The sequence below is a fragment of the Devosia sp. ZW T5_3 genome (assembly GCF_044987315.1).
Classification (GTDB): Bacteria; Pseudomonadota; Alphaproteobacteria; order Rhizobiales; family Devosiaceae; genus Devosia.
The window spans coordinates 95,288-120,169 of record NZ_JBJDRE010000006.1 but is presented as its reverse complement, the minus strand read 5'-3'; the positions used below and the strand labels follow the sequence as shown (position 1 = coordinate 120,169).

At 62.9% G+C, this 24,882-nt stretch carries 20 protein-coding genes; 16 read left to right on the top strand and 4 right to left on the bottom strand.

Going from position 1 to position 24,882, the window contains the following annotated elements:
- From ACI3KW_RS09555 to ACI3KW_RS09525, 7 genes are all read left to right on the top strand, one after another.
- Window positions 1-1,533 carry an ABC transporter ATP-binding protein gene (locus tag ACI3KW_RS09555; protein WP_404847880.1) on the top strand — a complete coding sequence of 511 codons (1,533 nt, stop codon included), beginning with the start codon at window positions 1-3 and terminating at the stop codon, window positions 1,531-1,533.
- Complete coding sequence (locus ACI3KW_RS09550) at window positions 1,517-2,599, top strand: ABC transporter permease (RefSeq protein ID WP_113120866.1); 1,083 nt, start codon at window positions 1,517-1,519, stop codon at window positions 2,597-2,599. The genes ACI3KW_RS09555 and ACI3KW_RS09550 overlap by 17 nt, the downstream gene beginning before the upstream one ends.
- Window positions 2,600-3,523, top strand: a complete 924-nt coding sequence (locus ACI3KW_RS09545; RefSeq protein WP_404847879.1) for an ABC transporter permease — start codon at window positions 2,600-2,602, stop codon at window positions 3,521-3,523.
- A 55-nt stretch (window positions 3,524-3,578) separates the two neighbouring features.
- Complete coding sequence (locus tag ACI3KW_RS09540) at window positions 3,579-4,664, top strand: BMP family ABC transporter substrate-binding protein (RefSeq protein ID WP_113120966.1); 1,086 nt, start codon at window positions 3,579-3,581, stop codon at window positions 4,662-4,664.
- Window positions 4,665-4,829: 165 nt separating this feature from the next.
- Complete coding sequence (locus ACI3KW_RS09535) at window positions 4,830-6,056, top strand: urate hydroxylase PuuD (protein ID WP_404847878.1); 1,227 nt, start codon at window positions 4,830-4,832, stop codon at window positions 6,054-6,056.
- Window positions 6,053-7,354, top strand: a complete 1,302-nt coding sequence (guaD, locus tag ACI3KW_RS09530) for a guanine deaminase (protein ID WP_404847877.1) — start codon at window positions 6,053-6,055, stop codon at window positions 7,352-7,354. Before ACI3KW_RS09535 ends, guaD begins: the two co-directional genes overlap by 4 nt.
- 150 nt (window positions 7,355-7,504) lie before the next feature.
- Window positions 7,505-9,661, top strand: a complete 2,157-nt coding sequence (locus ACI3KW_RS09525) for a malate synthase G (protein ID WP_404847876.1) — start codon at window positions 7,505-7,507, stop codon at window positions 9,659-9,661.
- On the opposite strand, the gene ade is transcribed toward ACI3KW_RS09525, so the two are convergent.
- Window positions 9,662-11,371: an adenine deaminase gene (ade, locus tag ACI3KW_RS09520; RefSeq protein ID WP_404847875.1), complete on the bottom strand. Its 1,710-nt coding sequence runs from the start codon at window positions 11,369-11,371 to the stop codon at window positions 9,662-9,664.
- A 128-nt stretch (window positions 11,372-11,499) separates the two neighbouring features.
- Between ade and ACI3KW_RS09515 the strand changes: the two genes are divergently transcribed.
- Together ACI3KW_RS09515 and ACI3KW_RS09510 are read left to right on the top strand one after the other, a co-directional pair.
- Window positions 11,500-11,658, top strand: a complete 159-nt coding sequence (locus tag ACI3KW_RS09515; RefSeq protein ID WP_162740130.1) for a hypothetical protein — start codon at window positions 11,500-11,502, stop codon at window positions 11,656-11,658.
- Window positions 11,658-12,656, top strand: a complete 999-nt coding sequence (locus tag ACI3KW_RS09510) for a DNA topoisomerase IB (protein ID WP_404847874.1) — start codon at window positions 11,658-11,660, stop codon at window positions 12,654-12,656. The genes ACI3KW_RS09515 and ACI3KW_RS09510 overlap by 1 nt, the downstream gene beginning before the upstream one ends.
- A gap of 6 nt (window positions 12,657-12,662) precedes the next feature.
- Here the strand turns inward: ACI3KW_RS09510 and ACI3KW_RS09505 are convergent, their stop codons facing one another.
- Together ACI3KW_RS09505 and ACI3KW_RS09500 are read right to left on the bottom strand one after the other, a co-directional pair.
- Window positions 12,663-14,906 (bottom strand): putative bifunctional diguanylate cyclase/phosphodiesterase, encoded by a 2,244-nt coding sequence (locus ACI3KW_RS09505; protein ID WP_404847873.1) that lies wholly within the window; start codon window positions 14,904-14,906, stop codon window positions 12,663-12,665.
- A 94-nt stretch (window positions 14,907-15,000) separates the two neighbouring features.
- On the bottom strand, window positions 15,001-16,215 hold the full coding sequence (locus ACI3KW_RS09500) for an ROK family protein (RefSeq protein ID WP_404847872.1): 1,215 nt from the start codon (window positions 16,213-16,215) through the stop codon (window positions 15,001-15,003).
- Window positions 16,216-16,502: 287 nt separating this feature from the next.
- On the opposite strand from ACI3KW_RS09500, the gene ACI3KW_RS09495 reads away from it, so the two are divergent.
- The 7 genes from ACI3KW_RS09495 (at window position 16,503) to ACI3KW_RS09465 (ending at window position 24,506) form a co-directional block, all read left to right on the top strand.
- Entirely contained in the window at window positions 16,503-17,531 is a 1,029-nt protein-coding gene (locus ACI3KW_RS09495) for a sugar ABC transporter substrate-binding protein (protein ID WP_113120875.1), read from the top strand.
- A gap of 142 nt (window positions 17,532-17,673) precedes the next feature.
- The gene (locus ACI3KW_RS09490) at window positions 17,674-18,750 is read left to right on the top strand and encodes an ABC transporter permease (RefSeq protein WP_262166300.1); all 1,077 of its coding nucleotides are present in this window, start codon (window positions 17,674-17,676) and stop codon (window positions 18,748-18,750) included.
- Entirely contained in the window at window positions 18,747-19,565 is an 819-nt protein-coding gene (locus ACI3KW_RS09485; protein ID WP_404847871.1) for an ATP-binding cassette domain-containing protein, read from the top strand. The genes ACI3KW_RS09490 and ACI3KW_RS09485 overlap by 4 nt, the downstream gene beginning before the upstream one ends.
- A 155-nt stretch (window positions 19,566-19,720) precedes the next feature.
- On the top strand, window positions 19,721-20,767 hold the full coding sequence (locus ACI3KW_RS09480; RefSeq protein WP_404847870.1) for an NAD(P)-dependent alcohol dehydrogenase: 1,047 nt from the start codon (window positions 19,721-19,723) through the stop codon (window positions 20,765-20,767).
- 120 nt (window positions 20,768-20,887) lie between these two features.
- Window positions 20,888-21,673, top strand: a complete 786-nt coding sequence (locus ACI3KW_RS09475; RefSeq protein ID WP_404847869.1) for an SDR family NAD(P)-dependent oxidoreductase — start codon at window positions 20,888-20,890, stop codon at window positions 21,671-21,673.
- Between the two features lie 60 nt (window positions 21,674-21,733).
- The gene (locus tag ACI3KW_RS09470) at window positions 21,734-22,258 is read left to right on the top strand and encodes an MgtC/SapB family protein (RefSeq protein ID WP_404847868.1); all 525 of its coding nucleotides are present in this window, start codon (window positions 21,734-21,736) and stop codon (window positions 22,256-22,258) included.
- 514 nt (window positions 22,259-22,772) lie between these two features.
- Window positions 22,773-24,506, top strand: a complete 1,734-nt coding sequence (locus ACI3KW_RS09465; RefSeq protein ID WP_404847867.1) for a tetratricopeptide repeat protein — start codon at window positions 22,773-22,775, stop codon at window positions 24,504-24,506.
- Here ACI3KW_RS09465 and ACI3KW_RS09460 read toward each other — a convergent pair whose 3' ends face one another.
- Window positions 24,507-24,839 carry a DMT family transporter gene (locus ACI3KW_RS09460; protein ID WP_404847866.1) on the bottom strand — a complete coding sequence of 111 codons (333 nt, stop codon included), beginning with the start codon at window positions 24,837-24,839 and terminating at the stop codon, window positions 24,507-24,509.
- Between the last annotated feature and the right edge of the window lie 43 nt (window positions 24,840-24,882).

Sequence of the window (24,882 nt, the reverse complement as noted above, 5' to 3'; positions counted from 1 at the left end):
ATGCCGTATCGGCTGGAATTGACCGGTATCACCAAGCGCTTTCCCGGCGTGCTCGCCAACGACAATGTCAGTTTTGCGGTCAAGCCAGGCGAAATCCATGCGCTGCTGGGCGAGAATGGCGCAGGCAAATCCACCCTGGTCAAGATGATCTATGGGATCATGCAGCCCGATGCCGGCGAAATCGCCTGGGACGGGCAGGTGGTGAGCGTCGCCAATCCCAAGGCTGCGCGTAAACTCGGCATTGGCATGGTGTTCCAGCATTTCTCGCTGTTTGAAGCGCTGACGGTGCTGGAAAACATCGCCCTGGGCATGGACGCCAAAATTCCGGCGCGCGACCTTGAGGCCCGCATTCGTGAGGTGATGAGCACTTACGGCCTGCTGCTCGATCCGCATCGCACCGTGGCGACGCTGTCGGTGGGTGAGCGCCAACGCATCGAAATTGTGCGCGCTTTGCTGCTCGATCCGAAATTGCTGATCATGGACGAGCCCACTTCGGTGCTGACGCCGCAGGAGGTCGAGCAATTGTTCGACGTGTTGCGCAAGCTCGCGGCGCAGGGCTGTTCGATCCTCTACATTTCCCACAAGCTGCATGAAATCAAAGCTCTATGCGATACGGCAACGATCCTGCGCGGCGGCAAGCTGGTCGATACCTGCGATCCCAAGCAGGAGACTAGCCGCTCCATGGCAGAGAAGATGATCGGTGCGGGTCTCAAGGATATTGTGCGCCAGCCGGGCCGCAGCATGGGCCTGCCCAAGCTGGTCGTGTCGCGGCTTTCCACCAAGAAGACCGGGCATTTCGATGTGCCGGTCGACAATGTGAGCTTTACCGTCCGGGCCGGGGAGATTTTCGGCATTGCCGGGGTCGCCGGCAATGGGCAGAACGCTTTGCTCGATGCGTTGAGTGGCGAAATCATTGGCGATGACAAGGATGCCGTGACCATTGATGGCTATCCGCTGGGCCTACTCGACACGACCGGGCGGCGCAAGCGCGGCCTTTGTGCGGTGCCTGAGGAACGCAATGGCCATGCGGCGGTGGGCGATTTTTCGCTGAGCGACAATTCGGTGCTGACGGCGCGCGACCGGCTGGGCATGGTCATGCTGGGGCTGATCAATTCAGGCGCCGCCAAGACCTATACCGGCAAGGTGATTGCCGATTTCGCCGTCAAGGCGCTGGGGCCGGGCTCGACTGCGGGTTCGCTCTCGGGCGGGAATTTGCAAAAATACATTATGGGCCGCGAAATCCTGCAAAAGCCCAGCGTGCTGGTGGTCAGTCAGCCGACCTGGGGCGTTGATGCGGGTGCTGCCGCGGCGATCCATCAGGCATTGGTCGATCTGGCGGCGGCGGGCTCCGCCATTGTGGTGATCAGCCAGGATCTGGATGAACTGCTGGCGCTGTGCGACACGCTGGCGGTGATCAATCTGGGGCGGCTATCGGCGTCCCAGCCGGTGGGCGAAGTGTCGGTGGAAGAGATTGGCCTGTTGATGGGCGGAGTGCATGGCACGATGGAGGTCGCTGATGCAGTTCCGGCTTGAAAAGCGCCAGGAGCCGTCCCGGCTCATGCTCTATACGACCCCGATTGCGGCCGTGTTGCTGACCATGCTGGTGGGCGCCATCATCTTTTCGCTGATTGGCTATGACGGCATTGGCGCGGTGCGCGAAATCTTCTTCACCCCGCTGACCAATGCCTACAAATGGCAGGACCTTGGCGTGAAAGCCGCGCCGCTGATCATTATCGGAGTGGGGCTGTCCATCGCCTATCGCGCCAATGTCTGGAATATCGGCGCCGAGGGGCAATACATCATCGGGGGTCTCGCCGGCACCTGGGTGGCGCTGGCCACCTATGGCATGACTGGGCCGTGGATTTTGCCGCTGATGATCCTGGCCGGGGTCGTGGGCGGGGCGCTTTATGCGGCCATTCCGGCTTTGCTCAAGACACGCCTCAACGTTAATGAAATCCTGACTTCGCTGATGCTCACCTATGCCTCGGTGCAGCTGATCTATTATCTGATCCGCGCGCCCTGGAAGGACCCGATGGGCATGGGCTTTCCGCAGACGCGGCTCTTCTCCGAGGCGGCACGGCTGCCCAATATCATTCCCGGCACGATCGTGCATCTGGGCGTGCCCATCGCCATTGTGGTGGCGCTGGTGGCCTGGTTCATCATGTCGCGTTCGGTGTTCGGTTATCAGATGCGGGTGGTCGGCGCTGCGCCTCATGCCGCGCGCTATGGCGGGTTTTCCGAGAACAAGACGATCTGGCTGGCCATGCTGGTCAGTGGCGCGCTTGCCGGGTTGGCGGGTGTGCTCGAAGTGGCGGGACCGTTCCAGCGCATGGTGCCGGGCTTTCCCACCAATTACGGGTTCACCGCCATCATCGTGGCGTTTCTGGGCCGGCTCAATCCGCTCGGCGTGATCTTTGCCGGCATTGTCATGGCCATCACCTTTGTCGGTGGCGAAGTGGCGCAGACCACGATTGGCCTGCCCAATGCCGCCACCGGGATTTTCCAGGCCATGGTGCTGTTCTTCCTGCTGGCGGGCGACATTCTGGTGCGCTACCGGCTCAAGCGCGTGGTCAATCAACCGGCGGCGGGGGCGGCGTAGATGGATATCTATATCGCCATCATCGTCACCCTGGTTGGCGCCGCCACCCCGATCCTGATCGCGGCTTTGGGCGAATTGGTCGTCGAAAAGAGCGGCGTGCTCAATCTGGGCGTCGAGGGCATGATGCTGGTCGGGGCCATTGCTGGCTTTGCCGGGCAGTTTTATACGGGCAATCCCTATTTTGCGCTGCTCTGTGGGGCCTTTGCCGGGGCGGCTGCCTCGTTGATCTTCGGGTTTTTGACGCTCAGCCTCTCCGCCAACCAGACCGCGACCGGGCTGGCGCTGACGATTTTCGGCACTGGGTTCTCGGCGCTGGCGGGCGCGCCGTTCTCGGCCAAGCCGGTGCAGTTGATGCGGCCGCTGTTTCCGGCGGAACTGGCGACCCACCCGGTCTGGCGGGTGCTGTTCGGCTATTCATTTCCGGTCTATTTTTCGTTCTTCATGGTGGCGGCGATCTGGTGGTTCCTGCACCGCACCCGCTCGGGGCTGATCCTGCGCGCTGTGGGGGAGAATGATCTGTCGGCCCATTCCATCGGCTATTCGGTCAAGGGCGTGCGCTATGCGGCGGTCATGTTCGGTGGTGCCATGGCCGGCATTGCCGGGGCCTGTTTCCCGCTCATGCTTACCCCCCAATGGGCCGAACGCATGACGGCGGGCCGGGGCTGGATCGCGGTGGCGCTGGTGGTCTTCGCCTCGTGGAAGCCGTTCCGCCTATTGGCCGGCGCTTATCTGTTCGGGCTCGTGATGACCATGGAGCTTTATGCCAAGGCCGGTGGCGGTCCGCTGTCGGTCATTCCATCCGAGCTCTGGGCGGCTCTGCCCTATCTCGCTACCATTATCGTGCTGGTCCTGATTTCGATCCGGCGCGACGCAACCAGCAACGCACCGGCCTGCCTCGGCAAGCCGTTTCTGCCCAGCAATTGAGCCGGCGCCAATGACCGGTTCAATCGAATACGAAAAAGTCATTCAGGAGAGACAAATGACCCTTTCACGGCGCAATATTCTGAAGATCGGCGGCGCTGCCGCGGCCCTGCCGCTGCTCGGCTCCAAGGCTTTCGCCCAGACCGAGCCGCTCAAGATCGGCTTCATCTATGTCGGCACCATCAACGACAATGGCTATAACTACGCCCACAACCAGGGCCGTATCTATGTCGAGGAGCAACTGGGCGACGCGGTCGAGACGACCTATGTCGAGAACGTTCCGGAAGGCCCGGATTGCGAGCGTGTGCTGCGCGAACTGGCCCAGCAGGGCAACAAGCTGATCTTCGCCACCAGCTTCGGCTTTGGTGACTCGGTGATCAAGGTTGCTCCGCAATTCCCCGACGTGAAGTTCGAGCATGCCACCGGCTATATGAAGGCCGACAATGTCGGTCTCTACAATGCCCGGTTCTATGAAGGCCGCGCGGTTTGCGGCACCATTGCCGGCCACATGTCCAAGACCGGCAAGGCCGGCTATATCGGCTCATTCCCGATCCCCGAAGTGGTGATGGGCATCAATGCGCTGGCGCTGAGCGGCCGCCGCATCAACCCCAACTTCACCGTCAAGCCGGTCTATATCTCGACCTGGAACGACCCCGCCAAGGAAGCCGACGCCGCCCGCGCCATGATCGATCAGGGCATCGACATCATCGCCCAGCACACCGACGGCCCGGCAGCCCTGCAGGTTGCCCAGGAGCGCGGCATTATCGGCGGCTTCGGGCAGGGCGCCGACATGAGCGCCTTTGCTCCGGAAACCCAGCTGACCGCCATCATCGACCATTGGGGTCCGCATTACCTGGCCTCGGCCAAGGCCGTGATCGATGGCACCTGGGTGGCCGGCGATACCTGGGAAGGTCTCAAGGAAGACGTGGTCCAGATGGGCCCCTATAACGAGAAGGTGCCGGCCGATGTCGTGGCCGATGCCGAGAAGATCCGCACCGGCCAGATCGACGGCTCGTTCCACATCTTCACCGGCCCGATCAAGGACAATACCGGCGCCGAACGCGTCGCCGCCGGCGTGACCATGACCGATGCCGAACTGCTCAGCATGGACTGGTATGTCGAAGGCGTTGAACAGCCGGTTTAAGGGTTGTTTGACTGAGTTGAGGGGGCGGGCCTGCGCCCGCCCCTTTTCACGACCACCAAGTAGACCTCATCCTGAGCTTGTCGAAGGACGAGGTCGTGGCGCGGTCGGTGGCACGACCTCGTGGTTCGACAGGCTCACCATGAGGTCTACTAAGAGGACTGGTTGATGGGCGATTTTGCAATTTTTTATGAATGGCTGATGTTTGCGGTCCGGTGGCTGCATGTCATCACCGCCATCGCCTGGATCGGCTCGTCGTTTTATTTCATCGCGCTCGACCTGGGCCTGCGCAAGACGCCCAGCCTGCCCCCGCTCGCCCATGGCGAGGAATGGCAGGTGCATGGCGGCGGCTTTTATCACATCCAGAAATATCTGGTGGCGCCCGAATTCCTGCCCGAGCACCTGACCTGGTTCAAATGGGAAAGCTATTGGACGTGGCTGAGCGGTTTCATGCTGCTGGTGCTGGTTTATTATGTCGGCGCCGATATCTATCTCATCGATCGCAATGTGCTGGACGTGCCCAATTGGGCGGCGATCCTGATCTCGATGGGCTCGATCGTGCTGGGCTTCGTGGTCTATAACCGCCTCTGCAAATCACCGCTGGGCGAGAGCCAGAACGGGCTGATGCTGGTGCTGTTCGTGATCCTGACGGCGATGGCCTGGGGCTATACCCAGCTCTTCACCGGCAGGGCGGCGATGCTGCATATGGGGGCGTTCACCGCCTCGATCATGGCGGCCAATGTGGCCATGATCATCATCCCCAACCAGAAGATCGTGGTGGCCGATCTCAAGGCCGGCCGCGTGCCTGACGCCAAATATGGCAAGATCGCCAAGCAGCGCAGCCTGCACAATAACTACCTGACGCTGCCCGTCATTTTCTTCATGCTGTCGTCCCACTATCCGCTGGCCTTTGCCACGCAGTGGAACTGGATCATTGCCTCGCTGATCTTTTTGGTCGGCGTGGTCATCCGGCATTATTTCAACACGCGCCACGCCCGCAAGGGCAATCCGCACTGGACCTGGGCGGTGGCCGTGGTGCTGTTCCTGATCATTGCGTGGCTTTCCACCGCGCCCAAACTGCCGGGCTCGGCGGGAGAGGAGGTGGCGTCTCGGGCGGCCGAACCCTTTCTCGCAGCCAGCCATTTCAAGGACGCCAGCCTGACCGTGCAGACCCGCTGCGCCATGTGCCACACGGCCGAGCCGGTCTGGCCGGGCATTTATGAAGCGCCCAAGAATGTCATTCTCGACAATGACATCGCGGTGGCCAATCACGCCAGGGACATCGCCATTCAGGCCGGCTATTCGCACGCCATGCCGCCGGGCAATGCCACTGAAATGACCACGGCGGAACGCGCCTTGCTGGTCGAGTGGTTCCGCGAAGGCTCGGGCCAATGAGCCGGACCGTCTTACGCGGGCGGGTACTGAGTTTTGTCAGCGAGCCGCAGGGCATTGATGACACGGCGAGCTATCGCTATTTCGCCGATGGTATGGTGGTGATTGCCGATGGCAAGGTGCAGAGCGTCGGCGATTTCGATGCCAGTGTGGTGGGCGAAGCCGAGGTCATCGATCATCGGCCGCACCTGATCCTGCCGGGCTTTATCGATCTGCATCTGCATTATGTGCAGAGCCAGATGATTGCCTCCTATGCCGGTTCGCTGCTGGAATGGCTCAACACCTTCACCTTTGTGGAAGAACAAAAGTTCAGCCAACAGGGGCATGCCGGCGCCGTGGCCTCGGCATTTTATGACGAGCTGATCCGCAATGGCACGACGAGTGCCGTGGCCTATTGCTCTAGCCATCCTCGAAGCGTCGATGCCTTTTTCGCCGAGGCCGAAAAGCGCAATATGCTGATGGTGGGCGGCAAGGTGATGATGGATCGCAATGCGCCCGAAGCGCTGCGCGATAGTGCCCAATCCGGCTATGACGACACCAAGGCTTTAATCGAGCGCTGGCACGGGCGGGGCCGCGGGCTCTATGCCATCTCGCCGCGCTTTGCCATTACCTCGACCCCGGCGCAGCTGGAGGCGTCGCGCGCGCTCGTGGCCGAGCACCCCGAGTGTTATGTGCAGACGCATCTGAGCGAGAATGCCGCCGAGATCAGCTTCTCGATGGAGCTCTATCCGGATTCACCGGACTATGCGGGCATCTACGAGGATTACGGCCTGCTCGGCCCCAAGACGCTGTTGGGGCATTCCATCCATCTCAATCACCGTGAAACCCAGGTGTTGGCCGAAACGCAATCGGTGGCGGTGTTCTGCCCGACATCGAACCTGTTTCTGGGCTCTGGGCTGTTCGACCGCGAGCGGCTGGCCAAGGCCGGGGTGCGGATCGGCATTGCCACTGACATCGGCGGGGGCACCAATTACGGCATGCTGGCGACGCTGGACGAGGGCTACAAGGTGCTGCAATTGCGCGGCCAGCGGCTGACCCCGCTCAATTCCTTCTATATGGCGACGCTGGGTAATGCTCGGGCGCTATCGCTCCAAGGCACAATCGGGTCGATCGAGCCGGGTTGCGCTGCTGATCTGGTGGTGCTCGACGCCAGCGCCACGCCGGCCATGCGGCTGCGCATGGAGACGGTCACCAGTCTGGTCGAAGAGCTCTTCCTGCTGCAGACGCTGGGCGACGATCGTTCGATTGCAGAGGTCTATGTGGCTGGCGCACGGGCGAAGTCAACTTTAGGCGGGTTGTGAGGACGCTGGCCTTGTCTTAGGGTCGGCGTGGTTTTAGCGCTGAATCTCCTGCCTGTGCCGGGCTGTCCGTTCGCTCCCTTGCGGGGCCGCGGGAAAGATCGCGCCCTATGCAATTACCTCCGACAAGGAGGAGACGAAGAAGGAACGACAATGACCTACGCGACAAAATCCGGCCTTTCAGTTCACCCCCTGCTGGTCGATTTTGTTGAGAAAGAAGCGCTTCCCGGGCTCTCCGTATCGGCCGATCAATTCTGGAGCGGGTTTGCCGCGCTGGTGGCCGAGCATGGCCCGACCAATGCGACGCTGCTGGCCAAGCGCGAGGATTTGCAGGGCCGGATCGATGATTGGCATCGCCGCTATGGCCCGGTTGCCAACAACCCGCAGGGCTACGAATTCTTCCTCAGGGATATCGGCTATGTGGTGCCGGAGCCGGCTGATTTCACCATCGAGACCACGGGGCTCGATCCTGAAATCACCACGCTGTGCGGCCCGCAATTGGTGGTTCCGGTCAGCAATGCGCGTTATGCGCTTAACGCCGCCAATGCGCGCTGGGGCAGTCTTTACGACGCGCTTTATGGCACTGACGTTATCGAACGCAGCGGCGATCTGGCGCTGGGCAAGGGCTATAATGCGGCGCGCGGGGCAGCGGTGGTCGATCGGGCCGCGAGCTTCCTCGACGAGGCTTTTCCGCTGGAAAGCGGTAGCCATCGTGATGTCACCGGTTATCATGTGATCAAGGAAGACGGCGTCCGCCGCCTGGTCGTTGATACGGCAGCAGGCCGCACGGCGCTCAAGGATCAGGCCGCGTTTGTCGGCTATGGCGGCACCGAGACCAAGGGCGAACTGGTGCTGCGCCACCATGGGCTGCATGTCATCCTCGTTATCGAGCCGGGTAGCGTGATCGGCGGATCGCACAAGGCGGGGCTGAGCGACATCATTGTCGAGGCCGCACTGACGACCATTCAGGATTGCGAAGATTCGGTCGCGGCGGTCGATGCCGAGGATAAGGTCGGGGTCTATCGCAATTGGCTGGGCCTGATGAATGGCAGCCTGGAGGACACGTTCGAAAAGGGCGGGCGGCAGGTGACGCGCAAGCTTAATGCCGATCGCAGCTACAAGGACGTGAACGGTGCGCCGCTGGTGCTCAAGGGGCGTTCGCTGCTGCTGGCGCGCAATGTGGGCCATCTGATGACGACCGACGCCGTGCTAGCCGATGGCAAGCCGATTGGCGAAGGGCTGATGGATGCGGCGCTCACCGTGCTCTGCGCCATGCATGACACGCTCAACAGCACGACGGGCGCGATTTATATCGTCAAGCCCAAGATGCATGGACCTGAGGAAGTGGCCTTTGCCTGCGCGATTTTCGCCTCGGCGGAAAAGATGCTGGGGCTCAAGCCGCTGACCATCAAGATCGGCATCATGGACGAAGAGCGGCGCACTTCGGCTAACCTCAAGGCCGCGATCCATGCCGCACGCGAGCGGGTGTTTTTCATCAATACCGGGTTCCTCGATCGCACGGGCGACGAGATCCACACCTCGATGGAAGCCGGGGCGGTGCTGCGCAAGGATGAGATCAAGTCCGAGCGTTGGATTGCCTCCTATGAGGATCGCAATGTGCTGATCGGGCTGGCCTGTGGCCTCTCGGGCAAGGCGCAGATCGGCAAGGGCATGTGGGCGCGGCCCGACGATATGGCGGCGATGATGGCGGCAAAGTCCGGCCATCCCAATGCCGGTGCGAACACCGCCTGGGTGCCTTCGCCAACGGCGGCGACGCTACATGCCTTGCACTATCACCAGATCGACGTGTTCGAGGCGCAGCAACGCCGTCACAACCAGCCGGTGCCGCCGCTGGCGGAGCTATTCTCCATGCCGGTGCAGGCGCCTTATTCGCTCAGCCGCGAGGAAATTACCCGGGAGCTGGAGAATAATGCGCAGGGCATTCTGGGCTATGTGGTGCGCTGGGTGCAGCAGGGCGTGGGCTGCTCCAAAGTGCCCGACATCAACAATGTGGGCCTGATGGAAGATCGGGCTACCTGCCGGATTTCCTCGCAGGCAGTGGCCAATTGGCTGCGCCATGGGCTAGTGTCAAAGGACGAAGTGACCTCGGTGTTCGAGCGCATGGCGGCGGTGGTCGATCAGCAAAATGCGGATGACCCGATCTACCGGCCGATGGCGGAGAATTTCCAGTCGGTGGCGTTCCAGGCCGCGCTTGATCTGGCGCTACATGGCGCCGATCAGCCCTCCGGCTATACCGAGCCGCTGCTGCACGCGGCCCGGCGGAAGGTCAAGGCGCGCGAAACGCATTGATCAGCTGACGAAATCGAACTTATCAACGTCGAACAGGCCCCGGTCGGTCATCTTCAAATGCGGGATGACCGGCAGCGCGAGGAACGCGACTTGCAGGAACGGCTCCGGCAGCACGCAGCCCAGGGCGAGGGCGGCGTCGCGCAGATGATGCAGATCTTGGGCGACGGTTTCGAACGGGTTGAGGCTCATCAGCCCGGCGATGGGCAGGGCCAGCTCGGCTGATATTTTGCCGCCGTCGGCTACCGCGAAGCCGCCTTGCAATTGTATCAGCCGGTTGACGGCCAGGGCCATGTCTTCGTCATTGGCGCCGATGACGGTGATGTTGTGGCTATCGTGTCCGACCGAGGAGGCGATGGCGCCGCGTTGCAGGCCGAATCCTCGAACGAAGCTGCGGCCGATATTGCCGTTGCGGCCATGGCGCTCGATCACCACGCATTTGAGCACGTCCTGGGCGATGTCGGCCTGGGTGCCGCGTTCGCCAATTTCCAGCGCCGCGGATTCGCGGAAGGTGAGGATGAGGCCCGGCTTGACGCCGATCACCGGCGTCTGGTTGCGGTCGGGGCGGGCGGGGATGATGAAATCGTCGGCCACGATCGTGCGGGATTTGACCGAGGTCAGGCCCACCGGCGCTACGGGTTTGCGCGCGGCAAACAGCTCAAGGCGCACCAGGCGGCCGGCGGTCAGCACATCGGAAACCTGACAATCCTCAAGGCTATCGAGCAGGGCGATGTCGGCGCGCCAGCCGGGGGCGAGGAGGCCGCGATCCGTAAGGCCGAAAATCCGGGCGGCGGAGTGGCTGGCGGCGCGATAGACGTGGTGCAGGGGCCGTCCCATGGCGATGAGGCGGCGGATGGAGCTATCGAGGTGCCCTTCCTCGGCAATGTCGAGCGGGTTGCGGTCATCGGTGCAAAGGGCGACGAAGCTGGAAGTGTTTTCGTCGAGGATCTCGGCCAGCGCTTTGAGGTCCTTGGAGACCGAGCCTTCGCGGATCAGGATCGCCATGCCCTTGGCGAGCTTTTCGCGGGCTTCGGCGGCACTGGTCGCCTCATGGTCGGTGCGAATGCCGGCGGCGAGATAGCCGTTGAGGCTCTGACCGAGCAGCAGCGGGGCGTGGCCATCGATATGGCCATCCTGGAAGGCGACGAGCTTGGCGATGATGCCCGGATCGGCCGATAGCACGCCGGGAAAGTTCATCATTTCGGCCAGGCCAATGACCTTGGGATGGTTGCGGAAGGGCTCGAGGTCTTCGATTTCCAGTGCCGCGCCATTGGTTTCAAAACCGGTGGCCGGGACACAGGAGGAGAGGTTTACCCGCACATCCATGATGGTTTGTTCGGCGCTATCGAGGAAATAGCGAATGCCTTCGGCGCCCAGCACATTGGCGATTTCATGGGGATCGCAGATGGCGGTGGTCACGCCATGCGGCAGCACGCAGCGGTCGAATTCGAAGGGGGTGACCAGGGAGGATTCGATATGCAGATGGGTATCGATGAAGCCGGGCACGGCGTAGCGGCCGGCGCCGTCGATGATGGTTTCGCCTTCATAAGCGGCATGGGTGCCCACGATGCGGTCGCCGACAATGGCAATGTCGGTCAGCGTGACAGCGCCGGTGACAACATCGAGCAATTGCACATTCTTGATGACGAGATCGGCTGGCGCCTTGCCCTGTCCGGCCATGATCATGCGGGTGAGAAGTGCGGCAGAGGTCATCAAAATATCCTGGAATGGGCAATGGCCGAGAGTCGGCCGCTGGCCCCGCGGCGTCAAGTCCCGGCTTTGGCCGGAACCAGGGCGAAGGGCGCACGTTTGCCCCTAAAGCGCCCAAGGGGAGAACCAGTTTGGAAACCTATGATCCACACAAGAACAAGACCGAGGTCCGGCAGGGCAGCCCGCGCAAGATGAATATGCGCGTGCTGGTCATTTCGCTGATCGGCATCATTATCCTGTTCGCCATCATCTATCTCGTCTTTACCATGAGCCAGCCGAACCCGACCTGATGGCCCGCCTGATCAGAGCCAGCCGCGAGGATTTGACCATTGTCCGGCAACGGCGCGGCAAGGGCTTCACTTATGTCGATGCCGATGGCGTTGTCATCAGCGACCGGCTGACCCGGTTGCGCGTGGCGGCTTTGGGCATTCCGCCAGCCTGGCAGCAGGTGCGGATTGCCAGTGACCCGCGGGCGCATATCCAGGCGCTGGGGGTCGATGAGGCGGGGCGCGATCAATATATCTACCACTCCGATTGGGAGCTGAAGCGCAATGGCCGCAAGCTCAAGCGGCTGGCGACGTTCCCCGCCGTCTTGCCCAAAGTGCGGCGCAAGGTGCGGGTCGGGCTCAATGCGCAAACCGGCAGTCGTGAACTGGCGCTGGCCATCGCGGTGGCGCTCATCGACAAGACGGCGATGCGGGTAGGGCGCGAGAAATATCTCGAAACCAGCGGTACACGGGGCGCGGGAACATTGTTTGCGCGCGACGTGAAGGTCGATGGCGACGAAATCAGCGTGAGTTTTGCGGCCAAGGGCGGCAAGCGGGCGGATTATCGCTTTACCGACAAGGCGCTGGCCACGGCCCTGAGCCGGATCCAGCAATTGCCGGGCAAGCGCCTCCTGGTCTATCGCGACGAGAGTGGCACGGTCCGGCCGATCCAGACCGGCGCCATCAATGACTATCTGCGCGAGCTGGCCGGGGTGGATATTTCGGCCAAGGATTTCCGCACCTTCCATGCCAGCGTCATGGCCGCCGAGGCGCTGGCCCGCATGGAGAGCGGCGGCTCGATGTCGGCGCGGCGGCGGCAGATGGCGCAGGTGGCGCGCGAGGTTGCAGAGCAATTGCGCAATACGCCGGCGATCTGCCGGAAATCCTATATCGCGCCGTGCCTGTTCAAGCTGTTCGACCAGGGCAAGCTGCAGGCCTTGTGGCTCGAGGCCGGCACGGGCCGGGCTGGGCTATCCACGCGCGAGAAGCGGCTGGGTGTCGTGCTGGCGGCAGCTGGTTGAGCCCGCTCAGGCGGCGCGGTTGCGGGCGCGACGGCGGCGTTCGGGCGTATTGAGCGGATCGGCGAAAATGCCGGCAATCTTGGCAGGAATGACGGCGCCCGAGAACAGGAAGCCCTGCAGGGTATTGCAGCCCATCTTGCCCAGGATGGTCGCCTGTTTTTCCGATTCCACGCCCTCGGCGGTGACTTCGATATCCATGGCATGGGCCAGCGTGACGATAGCCTGGGTGATGGCGACCGAGACATGGCCTTCGGCCAACTGGCTGACGAAGGAGCGGTCGATCTTGATGCGATCGACGGGGTAGCGCTTGAGGTAGCTCAGCGAGGAATAGCCGGTGCCGAAATCGTCCAGCGCGATCTGAATGCCGGCGGCGCGGAAGGTGCGCAGGTTCTGGGCCGAAATATTCTCATCGTCGAGCAGGATGGATTCGGTGATTTCGAGTTCCAGATCAATCGGGCGCATGCCCGTTTGATGCAGGATGTCGAAGACCTGGTTGGAGAAATACGGGTTGCGCAGCTGGGTCGGGGAGATGTTGACCGCGATGGTGCGGCCAGGCGCGCTGGCGCCGATTTCGCAGGCGCGCCGCAGCACGAATTCGCCTAGTTCTTCGATCAGTCCGGTATTTTCGGCCACGGGAATGAAGCGGGCCGGAGAAATCTGGCCATACTTCGGGTGATACCAGCGGGCCAGAGCCTCGGCGCCGATAACCTTGCGCGTCTTCTGATCGACCAACGGTTGGAAGGCGACGGAAAGCTGGTCGTTGCGGTTGAGCGCCGCGCGCAGCTCGCCTTCGATCGTGTGCTGGAGCTGGAGCAGCTCGTTCATATGCTCTTCATAGACCATGGCGCGATTGCGTCCGCTCGCCTTGGCCTCGTAGAGCGCGATGTCGGCCTTGCGCACCAGCTCGCGCGGTTCGGCCGAACTGGCGTCGGCTTCCACAATGCCGATGCTGACCCCGACATGGGCCTTGAAGTGACCGAGATCGAAGGGGCGGCCGATGGCTTCGATGATGCGGCCGGATACCGCCATGGCGTCGAAGGGGCGATTATGGGTGACCGCCAGAATGGCAAATTCGTCGCCGCCGAGGCGGGCCACCATCACCTCATTGCCCACGACCAGGCGGATGCGTTCGCCAACGCTGCGGATGAGATCGTCGCCGGCCTGGTGGCCGAGCGTGTCATTGACCTGCTTGAAGCGGTCCAGATCAAGCATCAGCAGCACGATATTGGTGCTGGGGGCTTTCTGCTCACGCAGTATGCGCGCCAGATGGGTATCGAAATTGGTGCGGTTGGGCAGGCCGGTCAGCCGGTCATGGGCGGCTTCATGTTCGGCAACCCGGCGGCCCTCCTGCAGGGCGGCCGAGGAGCCGCGCAGCTTGCGCAACAGCAGCATGAAGAGCAGGGCGCCAGCCAGGATGACGAAGATCAGCACCGGCACGGTGTGACCCAGCATCAGCCGGCCGGGTCGGTCGCCGGTCCATTCGAAGAAGGCCACGAAGCGCCCGACGTCGTTGATCACCGGATAGGAGACCCGATCGGGGCTGGCGGATGGGACGAGCACGAAAGCTGCGTCCTCGATCAGGTATTGGTGCATCATCTCGGTGACGGCCTGGGCGCCGAGAAAGCGTACCGACACCATCAGGCTCTCCGTGCCGGGCGTGTGCGCCAGGGTGCGGGTGTGGCTGACAATGGGGGTGACGCCCACAATGGCGGGCTTGCCATCGACCAGCGCAAAATCGCAGACGGTGGGCGGAGCTTCGGCCCTGCCGCTGACGAAATCGGTCATTCGCCCGGCGTCGATCAGGGTGCGCAATTGCTGAACGAGAGGCATGACGCCGCTGGCCATGTCGCGGAAGCTGGTCGTGGCTACGGCTTGCCCATCTTCCATCACGTAGAGCGGCTGGTCCTGGGCATCGAGCACCATGGTGCGGTCATGCCCAAAGAAATTGTGCATCCACAGGCCCATATTGGCATGGACCCAATCATGATCGAAGCTCTGGCCGGTATGGATCACCGCCTCGTCCCAGATGGCAATGCCGCCCTGGTCCTTGAGCATGAGGTCGCGCTTGCCCTGCAGCACCTGGGTGACCATGGTGGTCTGGCGCTCGATGGCGCGCTGGTCGATCGTGCTGGTCGACCAGAAGACAAAGCCGATCACAGCGGCAGCCGTTGCAACCAACGCCAGGACGACGGGCAGCAGGACAGCCGTTATGAAGTGCCAACGTTCGGTCGTCGAAGTTTGCGCCTGCATGAATAGGAACCGGGCCGATTACCGGCTTAACCTAGACCGGGTAAACTTGCAGACTGGTTACTAGATTTCGCATAAATCCGCAGAGCGATCTTAATCAGCTGTTTTCTTTGAACAGCACTTCGCGGTCTTGCGTGAAGTTGGCCAGAAGCGGCAGGCAGGCGCCGCCGACTTCGCGGGCGCCGAAGCCGATCGTGCCCTCGGCAATGTCGAAGGGGGCCAGGCCCTGGCGGTCGAATTGGGCGAAAGCAGCCCGTGTTGCCTCGACCAGACGTGCCCGCACCGCGGTGGGGAAGGCGCCATCGAGCACGATTGTGCGGAAATCGATGATCGAGACGGCGGTGACGCAGGCAATCGCCAGGCTCTGGGCGGCTTCGGCGATCCAGTCATCAAGCGGGGCGCCAAGCGCGCCCCAATCGCTGGGATCGAGCCAGAGCACTTGCGGGTCGATCCCGGCCGATTTCAGCCTATCGGCCAGCACATAGATGGAGGCGCTGCGCAGCAGCTGCTGGAAGCCGCCGGGAACGGGGACGGGCAGGGGGGCGAGTGCGCCGGCATAGCCGGTGCGGCCGGGAAACAAATGCCCATTGAGCACCACGCCGCCGCCCAGAAACGAGCCGAGGAAAATATAGAGGAAGTCCTCGCCATGCTGGCCATTGCCCAGCACCAGTTCGGCGGCGCAGGCGGCCGTGCCGTCATTGTGCAGATAGACCGGCCAGGTGCTGATACCAGCGATATCGCGGTGAATATCGGCGTGGCGCCAGGATTCGAGCACGTCGGGGGGCGCCGCCAGTTGGGCTTCCCAGTTCCACAATTCGAAGGGCGAGGCGATGCCGAAGCCGGCAATGCGGCTGCGCTCGGCGGGGTTGAGCTGGGCGGTCAACTCGGCAATGCCGCGTTGGGCCAAAGCCAGCGCGATTTGCGGCGTGGGATAGGGATGCGGCTCGTGGATGCGGCCGAGCACATTGCCGGTAAAATCGAGCAGCACGATATCGGAGGAACGCCGGCCGATCTTGAGCCCGAGGAAAAATGCGCCGCGCGGATTGAGTGCATAGGGCACGAGCGGCTGGCCGACCTTGCCGCGCAAGGGCGATTGCCGCGTGATCAGGCCATCGCGCTCCAGCGCATTGGCGATGGTGGAAATCGTCTGGGGCGATAACCCAGTGCGGCGGGCAATGTCGGCCTTGGGCAGGGCGCCATGGCGGCGGATCAGCGAGAGCAGCAGCCGCTCATTGTAGAGGCGGACGCCGGTCTGGTTGGTGCCGCGGCTCAGATCGTCCGAACGGGCTCGACCGCCGTCTGCCTCAACCATCCATCCGCCCCTGTTTTCTTAACCAGGCCAATAATTTGCCATAGCGCAGCTAGCCCGAACGGATGCGAATTCGCAATCGTTTTCATTGGCTTGCAGCTCCTCCCGGCAAACTAGTGGCGCCGAACGGGTGGCTCTGTCAATTAATAAATCAGTTGGATTAATTTATTGACAGAAGTGGAATGTGCGGCTGATATGGCGGCAAGGACGGGTGGCCGGAGGAGAGCGCCGCACGGACTATCGACCCGCTGCGCCCATCAGGGCGACGGCAATTCTCGGGAGGAGACATTATGGGTAGGTTTATCAAGATCGCGGCCGCAGGGGCCGTGATGCTGGGTCTGATGGGCGGCACGGCGGCCATGGCACAGGAAGCCATTGTCGGGCTGATCACCAAGACGGAAGGCAATCCCTTCTTCGTCAAGATGCGCGAAGGTGCCCAGGCCAAGGCGGACGAACTGGGCATTGAATTGCGCACTTTTGCCGGCAAGTTCGATGGCGACAATGACAGCCAGATCGCGGCCATCGAAAATCTGATCGCCTCGGGCGCCAAGGGCTTTGCCATCGTGCCTTCGGATTCCAGCGCCATCGTGCCGACCATTCAGCAAGCGCGCGATGCGGGCCTGCTGGTGATCGTGCTGGATACCCCGCTCGACCCGATCGATGCGGCCGACGCCACCTTTGCCACCGACAATCGCAAGGCCGGTGAATTGATCGGCGCCTGGGCCAAGGGCACGCTGGGCGACAAGGCAGCCGATGCCAAGATCGCCTTTCTCGATCTGGCGGTGAACCAGCCAACCGTCGATTACCTGCGCGACCAGGGTTTCATGGCCGGCTTCGGGATCGATGTGAAAGACCCCAATAAATATGGCGACGAAGACGATGCGCGCATTTGCGGGCACGAAATGACCGGCGGCGCCGAAGATGGCGGCCGCACGGCCATGGAAACGTTGCTGCAGAAATGCCCCGATATCAACGTGGTCTATACGATCAACGAGCCGGCCGCTGCCGGCGCCTTCGAAGCCCTCAAGGCCATCGGCAAGGATGATGGCTCGGTGCTGATCGTGTCGGTCGACGGCGGCTGCCCGGGCGTTGCCAACGTCAAGGCCGGCGTGATCGGCGCCACCAGTCAGCAATATCCGCTCAAAATGGCTGCCATGGCCATGGAAGCGATCAAGAAATTCGCTGACACGGGCGAAAAGCCGGCGGCAACGCCTGGCCTCGACTTCTTCGACACCGGCGCCGCGCTGGTGACCGACAAGCCAGTGGCGGGCGTTGAGTCCATCGACACGGCCAAGGGCGCTGAACTCTGCTGGGGCTAAGCTGATCTAACCACCGGAGAATGGTTCGACCTCATCCTGAGCTTGTCGAAGGACGAGGTTGAACCATCCCCGGTGCCACGCCCTCGTGGTTCGACAAGCTCACCATGAGGCCTACTGAAATATACCCTGGGGAGGGGCGTTGATGAGTGATGACGCAAGCGGCTCGGCCGTAGCGGAAAAGGGATTGGCGGGGGCCGCGCAGGCGGTGGCCAGCTTTGAGGAGGACGCGCCGGGCCCGGTCCGGCGGCTGCAGGCGTTCCTGCACAGCTATCCCACGGCCATTCCCTTCATCGTGCTGATCGTGGCCATTGCGATCTTTTCGGTGGCGGCGGGCAGCAAGTTTTTCGCGCCCTTCAACCTGTCGCTGGTGCTCCAGCAGGTGACCATTATCGGCGTGCTGGGCATTGCCCAGACCCTGATCATCCTCACCGCCGGCATCGATCTGTCGGTCGGGGCCATCATGATCCTGAGCTCCATCGTCATGGGGCGGCTGTCGGTCGTCGCGGGCGTGCCGGTGGAAATCTCCTTCGTGCTGGGCATCGCCACCGGCATTCTGTGCGGGCTGATCAATGGCGTGCTGGTGGCATTGGTAAAGCTGCCCCCCTTTATCGTGACGCTGGGCACCTGGTCGATCTATGGCGCCATGATCATCTTCATCTCGCAATCGGAAACCATCCGCAGCCAGGATATCGCGGCGATCGCGCCCATGCTGCAATGGATGGGGGCCAGGGTCGCGTTGGGCGGCGGGGCGATCCTCACTGCCGGCTCGATGGTGATGATCCTGATCGCCGCAACGGTCTGGTACATTCTCAACCGCACCGCCTTTGGCCGGCATATCTACGCCACGGGCGATGATCCGGAAGCCGCGCGGCTGGCCGGCATCAATACCAAGATGACGCTGATCGGCGTCTATACCTTGGCCGGGTTCATCTGCGCGCTGGCGAGCTGGGTGCTGATCGGCCGCGTCGGCGCGGTGTCCCCGCTCGGCAGCCAGACGGCGAACCTTGATTCCATCACCGCCGTCGTCATCGGGGGCACCTCGCTGTTCGGCGGGCGTGGCTCCATCGTCGGCACGCTGCTCGGCGCGCTTATCGTGGGCATGTTCCGCAATGGTTTGGCGCTGGCAGGCGTCGACGTGCTCTGGCAGGAATTTGCCGTGGGCGCCCTCATCATCATCGCTGTTACCACCGACCAGTGGATCAGGAAGATTTCCGCATGAGCCTTGATCAAACGGCAGCGGGCCTTACCGCAACTCCCATCGCCGGCCCCCAGCCCATCCTCAGCGCGCAGGGCTTGCAGAAGCGTTATGGCAAGGTGGTGGCGCTCGACAATGCCGATTTTGAGCTGATGCCGGGGGAAATCCTGGCGGTCATCGGCGACAATGGCGCGGGCAAATCCACCCTGATCAAGGCGCTATGCGGCGCTGTGATCCCCGATGCGGGTGTGATCAAGCTCGATGGCTCGCCCGTGCAGTTCAAATCGCCGATGGAAGCGCGGCTGGCCGGTATTGAAACGGTCTACCAAAATCTGGCGCTGTCGCCCGCCCTGTCGATTGCCGACAATCTGTTCCTCGGCCGCGAGATGCGCAAACCCGGCCCGCTTGGCCATATCTTCCGGCTGCTCGACCGCTCGACCATGAACCGGCTGGCCCGCGAAAAGCTCAGCGAATTGGGGCTGATGACCATCCAGAACATCAACCAGTCGGTTGAAACGCTGTCCGGCGGCCAGCGGCAGGGCGTTGCCGTGGCCCGTGCGGCAGCCTTCGGCTCGCGCGTGGTGATCATGGACGAGCCCACGGCCGCCCTGGGCGTCAAGGAAAGCCGCCGCGTGCTGGAATTGATGCTCGACGTGAAGCGTCGCGGCCTGCCCATCGTGCTGATCAGCCATAATATGCCGCATGTGTTTGAGGTGGCGGATCGCATCCATATCCACCGGCTGGGGAAGCGGATCGCGGTGATCAATCCGAAGGATTACACAATGTCGGACGCGGTTGCGATCATGACCGGCGCGATGCAACCGCCCGGGATGACCTGATTTTCAGGTGATGCCGGCCTGCGAATGGTGACTTTCTCCGCTTCCGGTGCTCACGTACTGATGTACGCTGCGCTCCGGTTCTCGAAAGCCGCCATTCTCGACTCGGCCTGACCTGAAACTCAGGCCATCCCTCTGTGATCGCCCAGGAAGAAGAAATGACCAAAGTCCGCGCCCTTGTCCTTGAACGCCAGCATGAACTGGCGCTGCGCGATATCGATCTGCCGCTCGATGTGGGGCCGGGCATGGTCAAGATTGCCATTCATACCGTGGGCGTCTGCGGCTCGGATGTGCATTATTATACCCATGGCAAGATCGGGCCGTTCGTCGTCAATGCGCCCATGGTGCTGGGGCATGAGGCGGCCGGGACGGTCACCGAAATTGGGGCGGGCGTGACGAACCTGAAGGTCGGCGACCGGGTCTGCATGGAGCCGGGCATTCCCGATGCCAATTCGCGGGCGAGTCGGCTGGGCATGTATAATGTCGATCCCGCCGTGCGCTTCTGGGCCACCCCGCCCATTCATGGCGTGCTGACGTCCGAAGTGGTTCACCCCGCCAATTACACCTTCAAGCTGCCCGACAATGTCAGCTTTGCCGAAGGCGCCATGGTCGAGCCCTTCGCCGTGGGTATGCAGGCCGCGGCCAAGGCCAGGATCACGCCCGGCGATACCGCGGTAGTGCTGGGCGCCGGGCCGATTGGAACCATGGTGGCGATTGCGGCTTTGGCCGGCGGTTGTGCGCGGGTGATCGTGGCCGACCTGGCGCAGCCCAAGCTCGATATCGCGGCGCGCTATCAGGGCGTCATCCCGGTCAATATTCGCGAAAAGAATATCGTCGAGGAAGTCGCGCGCCTGACCGAGGGCTGGGGCGCCGACGTGGTGTTCGAATGTTCCGGCTCGCCCCATGCCTGGAAGACCATTATGGACCTGCCGCGCCCGGGAGGCGCTATTGTCGTGGTCGGCCTGCCGGTCGATCCGGTGGCGGTGGACATCGCCGGCGCATCGACCAAGGAGCTGCGGATCGAAAACGTGTTTCGTTATGCCCATCAATATGACCGCGCCATCGCGCTCATCGCCTCGGGCAAGGTGGATCTCAAGCCGCTGATTTCCGAGACCTTTGCGTTTGAGGATTCGATCAAGGCGTTTGATCGGGCCGTCGAGGCGCGGCCGAGCGATGTGAAGCTGCAGATCAAGGTGGCGAAGTAGCCGAACAGAACCAGTAGACCTCATCCTGAGCCTGTCGAAGGGCGAGGTCGTGGCGAGATTGTCGTGCCCGACCTCGTGGTTCGACAAGCTCACCATGAGGTCTCAGGGAGCGAGGACAACATGGATTTGAATCTGCGCGACAAGGTCGCCGTCATCACTGGCGGCACGGTGGGTATCGGGCTGGCCGTTGCCGAGGGGCTAGCGGCCGAGGGGGCAAATCTGGTTCTGGTGGGCCGCGACAAGCTGCGGGGCGATGACGCGGCAGCGCGCATAGCCGACACATTCGGCATTATCGCCACCGCTATCAGTGCTGACGTGGCGACGGCCGAAGGCTGCGAGGCGGTGATCAAGGGTACGGCCAGGGCGTTTGGCGGGGCCGATATCCTGATCAACAATGCGGGGACCGGCTCGAACGAAACCATTGCCGAGGCCGACGACGCCAAGTGGCAATATTATTGGGACCTGCATGTGATGGCCGCGGTGCGGCTGGCGCGGGGGCTGGTGCCAGCCATGAAAAAGCGCGGCGGTGGCGTCGTGCTGCACAATGCCTCGATCTGCGCGGTGCAGCCGCTGTGGTACGAGCCGATCTACAACACCACCAAGGCCGCCTTGATGATGTTTTCCAAGACGCTGGCCAATGAAGTGGTCGGTGACAATATCCGCGTCAATACGATCAATCCGGGCCTGGTGCTGACGCCCGACTGGATCAAGACGGCCAAGCAGATCGCGGGCGAAGATGGCTGGCAGAAGCACCTGCAAGGCGTAGCTGACGAAGCCGGTGGCATGAAGCGTTTCGCGATGCCTGAGGAATTGGCGAACTTCTTCGTCTTCATGTGCTCGGACAAGGCGAGCTACTCGACCGGCTCTACCTATTTCGTCGATGGCGGCTGGCTCAAGACGGTCTGATCGGAACCAACGAAGCGGGCTCACGGTTGTGACGGCAGCGTCACTACAAGGGCCCACGCCATGGATGCCGGCAACGCCATTGGATATGTCGATACCTTCCTGCCCCAGCACATCATCTCCATTCGCCTGGTGATCGCAGCCATTTTGGGCGCCATGATCGGGTTCGAGCGGGAGTGGAACACGGCTGAGGCCGGGCTGCGCACGCATATCCTGATTGCCGTGGCGGCGTCGCTGTTCACCATCCTGGCGTTCGAGATATTCCACACCATCCAGGGCGAGGGGCATTCCAACCCCGACCCGATCCGCGCCGTGGAGGCGGTCACCGCGGGCATCGCCTTTCTCGGCGCCGGGGCGATTTTCCGGCGCGGCGGGGGTGTGCAAGGGCTGACCACGGGCGCGGGCATGTGGCTGGCGGGCGCTGTCGGCGTCGCAGTTGCGCTGGGCTATTACCTGATCGCGCTGGGCGTGGCGGTACTGGCGGTGATGATCCTGGCCGTGTTGCGAGCGTTTGCCCATCATGTGGTGGGCCGGGATGCGCAAAATCCTGCGGTCAAAGGGCCGCGGGGAGAAGCAGATGGAGATTGATGGCGCGCGCCGAGGGATATGCGCGCTGCCGATCCTGCCTCTCCCCCCGTACGATCAACGACCCGGGAGGTGTCGCGACCGCGCCCTGTTGCCAAGCCCCCTTGGAGTAGGGCCGGCACGCCGCTCCGGCGCAGGTGCAAGCTGCCGGAGGGTTTAGCCAAGTGGCGGAGAGGGAGCTTGGGAATGCAAGGCCGGCCCGAAGGCAGATCCTGCAGCACCTCTCCGCCGAGGCATGCAACCTGTGGACGCAGGGATTGCATGCCAACCGAGCTGGACGCCGATGGCATCCAGAAAAAGAAGCGGCCGCACCGTCGTGAGACGGAGGGCCGAGCTAACCTTGCATGGTCAAGAATGTCCGCGGAGGCGCCGCACCACCGCAAACGAGGTCACGCCGCATTGGGGCGCCGACAGCCCGCCTATGCGCGAACCGGGCCGTGGGAAACAGGCAAAGCGGGGTAATGCTCAGGTAACATTCGCTTGCGTTTTACATGTAAAGGCACACAATCGCGCCGTTTTGCGGGGGAGGTGTGCCGTTCTGCAACCTGCACCAGAGCGCGACCAGATCGTTGCAGCCCTCGATCATCTGCTCGAGTGGCCCGAAATCGCGCGCTCGCCGCAATTGGCCAGGTTTGCCGCCTATATCGTAGGACGCACGCTGGACGGCGAACAGCAGGCCATCAAGGCCTATTCCATCGCCGTCGATGTATTCGGGCGGCCTGCTGATTTCGACCCCCAGGCGGACCCCATCGTGCGCGTGCAGGCGCGGCGGCTGCGCGCCCTGCTCGACGCCTATTATGCGGGGGAGGGTGCGGCCGAGCCGGTGCGTATAAAACTGCCGGTGGGGCGCTATGTCCCCGAATTCGAGCTGGTGGCAGATCCGGCTGAAAAGCCGGCGGGGCCGGTCGCAGAAGATGAGCCAAGGCTGGCGGCGCCCCAACGGCAGAATGGCGTAACCCTGTCCTGGTTCGCATTGGCCACGATCGCGCTGGGCGCGGCTGCCATTGCCTTTTCGACGGCGACCTGGCAACCGCGCCAGGCGGCACAAGCCTTGGCCACAGGCGCGGTGCAGCGGCCCAGTCTGGTGGTGGCGGAGTTCCAGAACCTGACCGGGCAGGGACGCAGCGCCCTGCCGTTATCGGGCCTGGCGATCGAGCTGGTCACGGATCTGGAGGCCTTCGACACCATTGATGTGCGCTATGACGGCGCCCCGGCACCCGAGCCGGTGCCGGCCGCGGAGTTTGCGCTGAGCGGCATTGCGCGGGTCGATGCCGACATGGTGCAATATAGCGCCATTCTCACCGATACGCGGACCAGCGATATCATCTGGAGCGAGGTGATCTCGCTGCCCCTGGCCCGCGCCAGTGAGCCGCTGGCGCTCGATGAAGTGTCGCGCCGGCTGAGCCTGGTGCTGGGAAGCACGCGCGGACCTGTGCATGCCCAGGCGCGGCAATTCCTGGCCTCAGATACACCCATTGCGGGCAATGAGAACGCCTATCTCTGCCGGGTAGCATTCGATCTTTATCGCGATACGGGCAGCGCCGAGACGGGCGAGCGCGCCAGCGCCTGTTTTGCGGCGCTGCCCGCCAGCGAAGGCGAGAAGGCCGGTGTCCGGGCGGCCAAGGCAAGCCTGATTGCTGAAATCGGCACAGCCGAGACCCTGGCCGACCGCTACAAGACGGCCGAGACGGAGATGGCACGGGCCATTGCTGCTGCCCCGGTCGATGGGTTCGTCTGGGAGCAGCAGGCGCGGCTATTTGAAACCATTGGCGCCATAGCGCAGGCCGAAGCCGCGTTCGGCTCGGCAACCCAGCTCAACCCGGCCAGTGCCGATGCCTTGGCCGGCTATGCCAGGCTGCTGGCCTTTTCCGGCCGGCTTGACGATGCGCGGGCTCTGGCCGATCAATCGGTGAGCGTGCCGCCCAATCCGCCCGCCTGGTATTTCGGCGTGCCGGCTTTGCTGGCGCTGCGCGACCGGGACTTTCCTGCCGCCATTGCCCATGCCGAAATCTATGCCACGGCCGATCGCGAGCTGGGGCCGGTGCTGGCGATCATGGCGGCGCAGGAGGCGGGCAATAGCGCCGTGGTCAATCGTTATTTGCCGCAGGTGCTCGAGATTGCCAGCTTCCGGGCGGCTGGCCTGTTGCCGCAATTGCGCAAGCGCATCAGTGACGCGGGCCTATTGGGCCGGATCGGCGCGACATTGGCGGCGGCCGGCGTGCCGCCCGCTTCGCTCAATGCCGCGTTCTGATCAATGCGTGGATGATTGCGAGAAGAGATTGATGACGAGCACGCCCGCCAGGATCAGGCCGATGCCGATCAGCGCAGGCAGGTCCAGCGTCTGGCCGTAGACAAAATAGGCGATGATCGAGACCAGCACGATGCCGACACCGGACCAGATGGCGTAGCCGATGCCCACGGGAATGGTCTGCAGCGCCAGCGAAAAGAAATAGAAGGTGATGCCATAGCCCACCACCACCACGATCGTGGGGACAAGCTGGGTAAACCCGGCCGAGGCGCGCAGGAAGGACGTGGCAATCACCTCGCCGATAATGGCGATGGCGAGATAGATCAGACCGGGCATGGCCGCTCCAGGGGCTTGAGGGATATGGCGGCTAACTTATGGT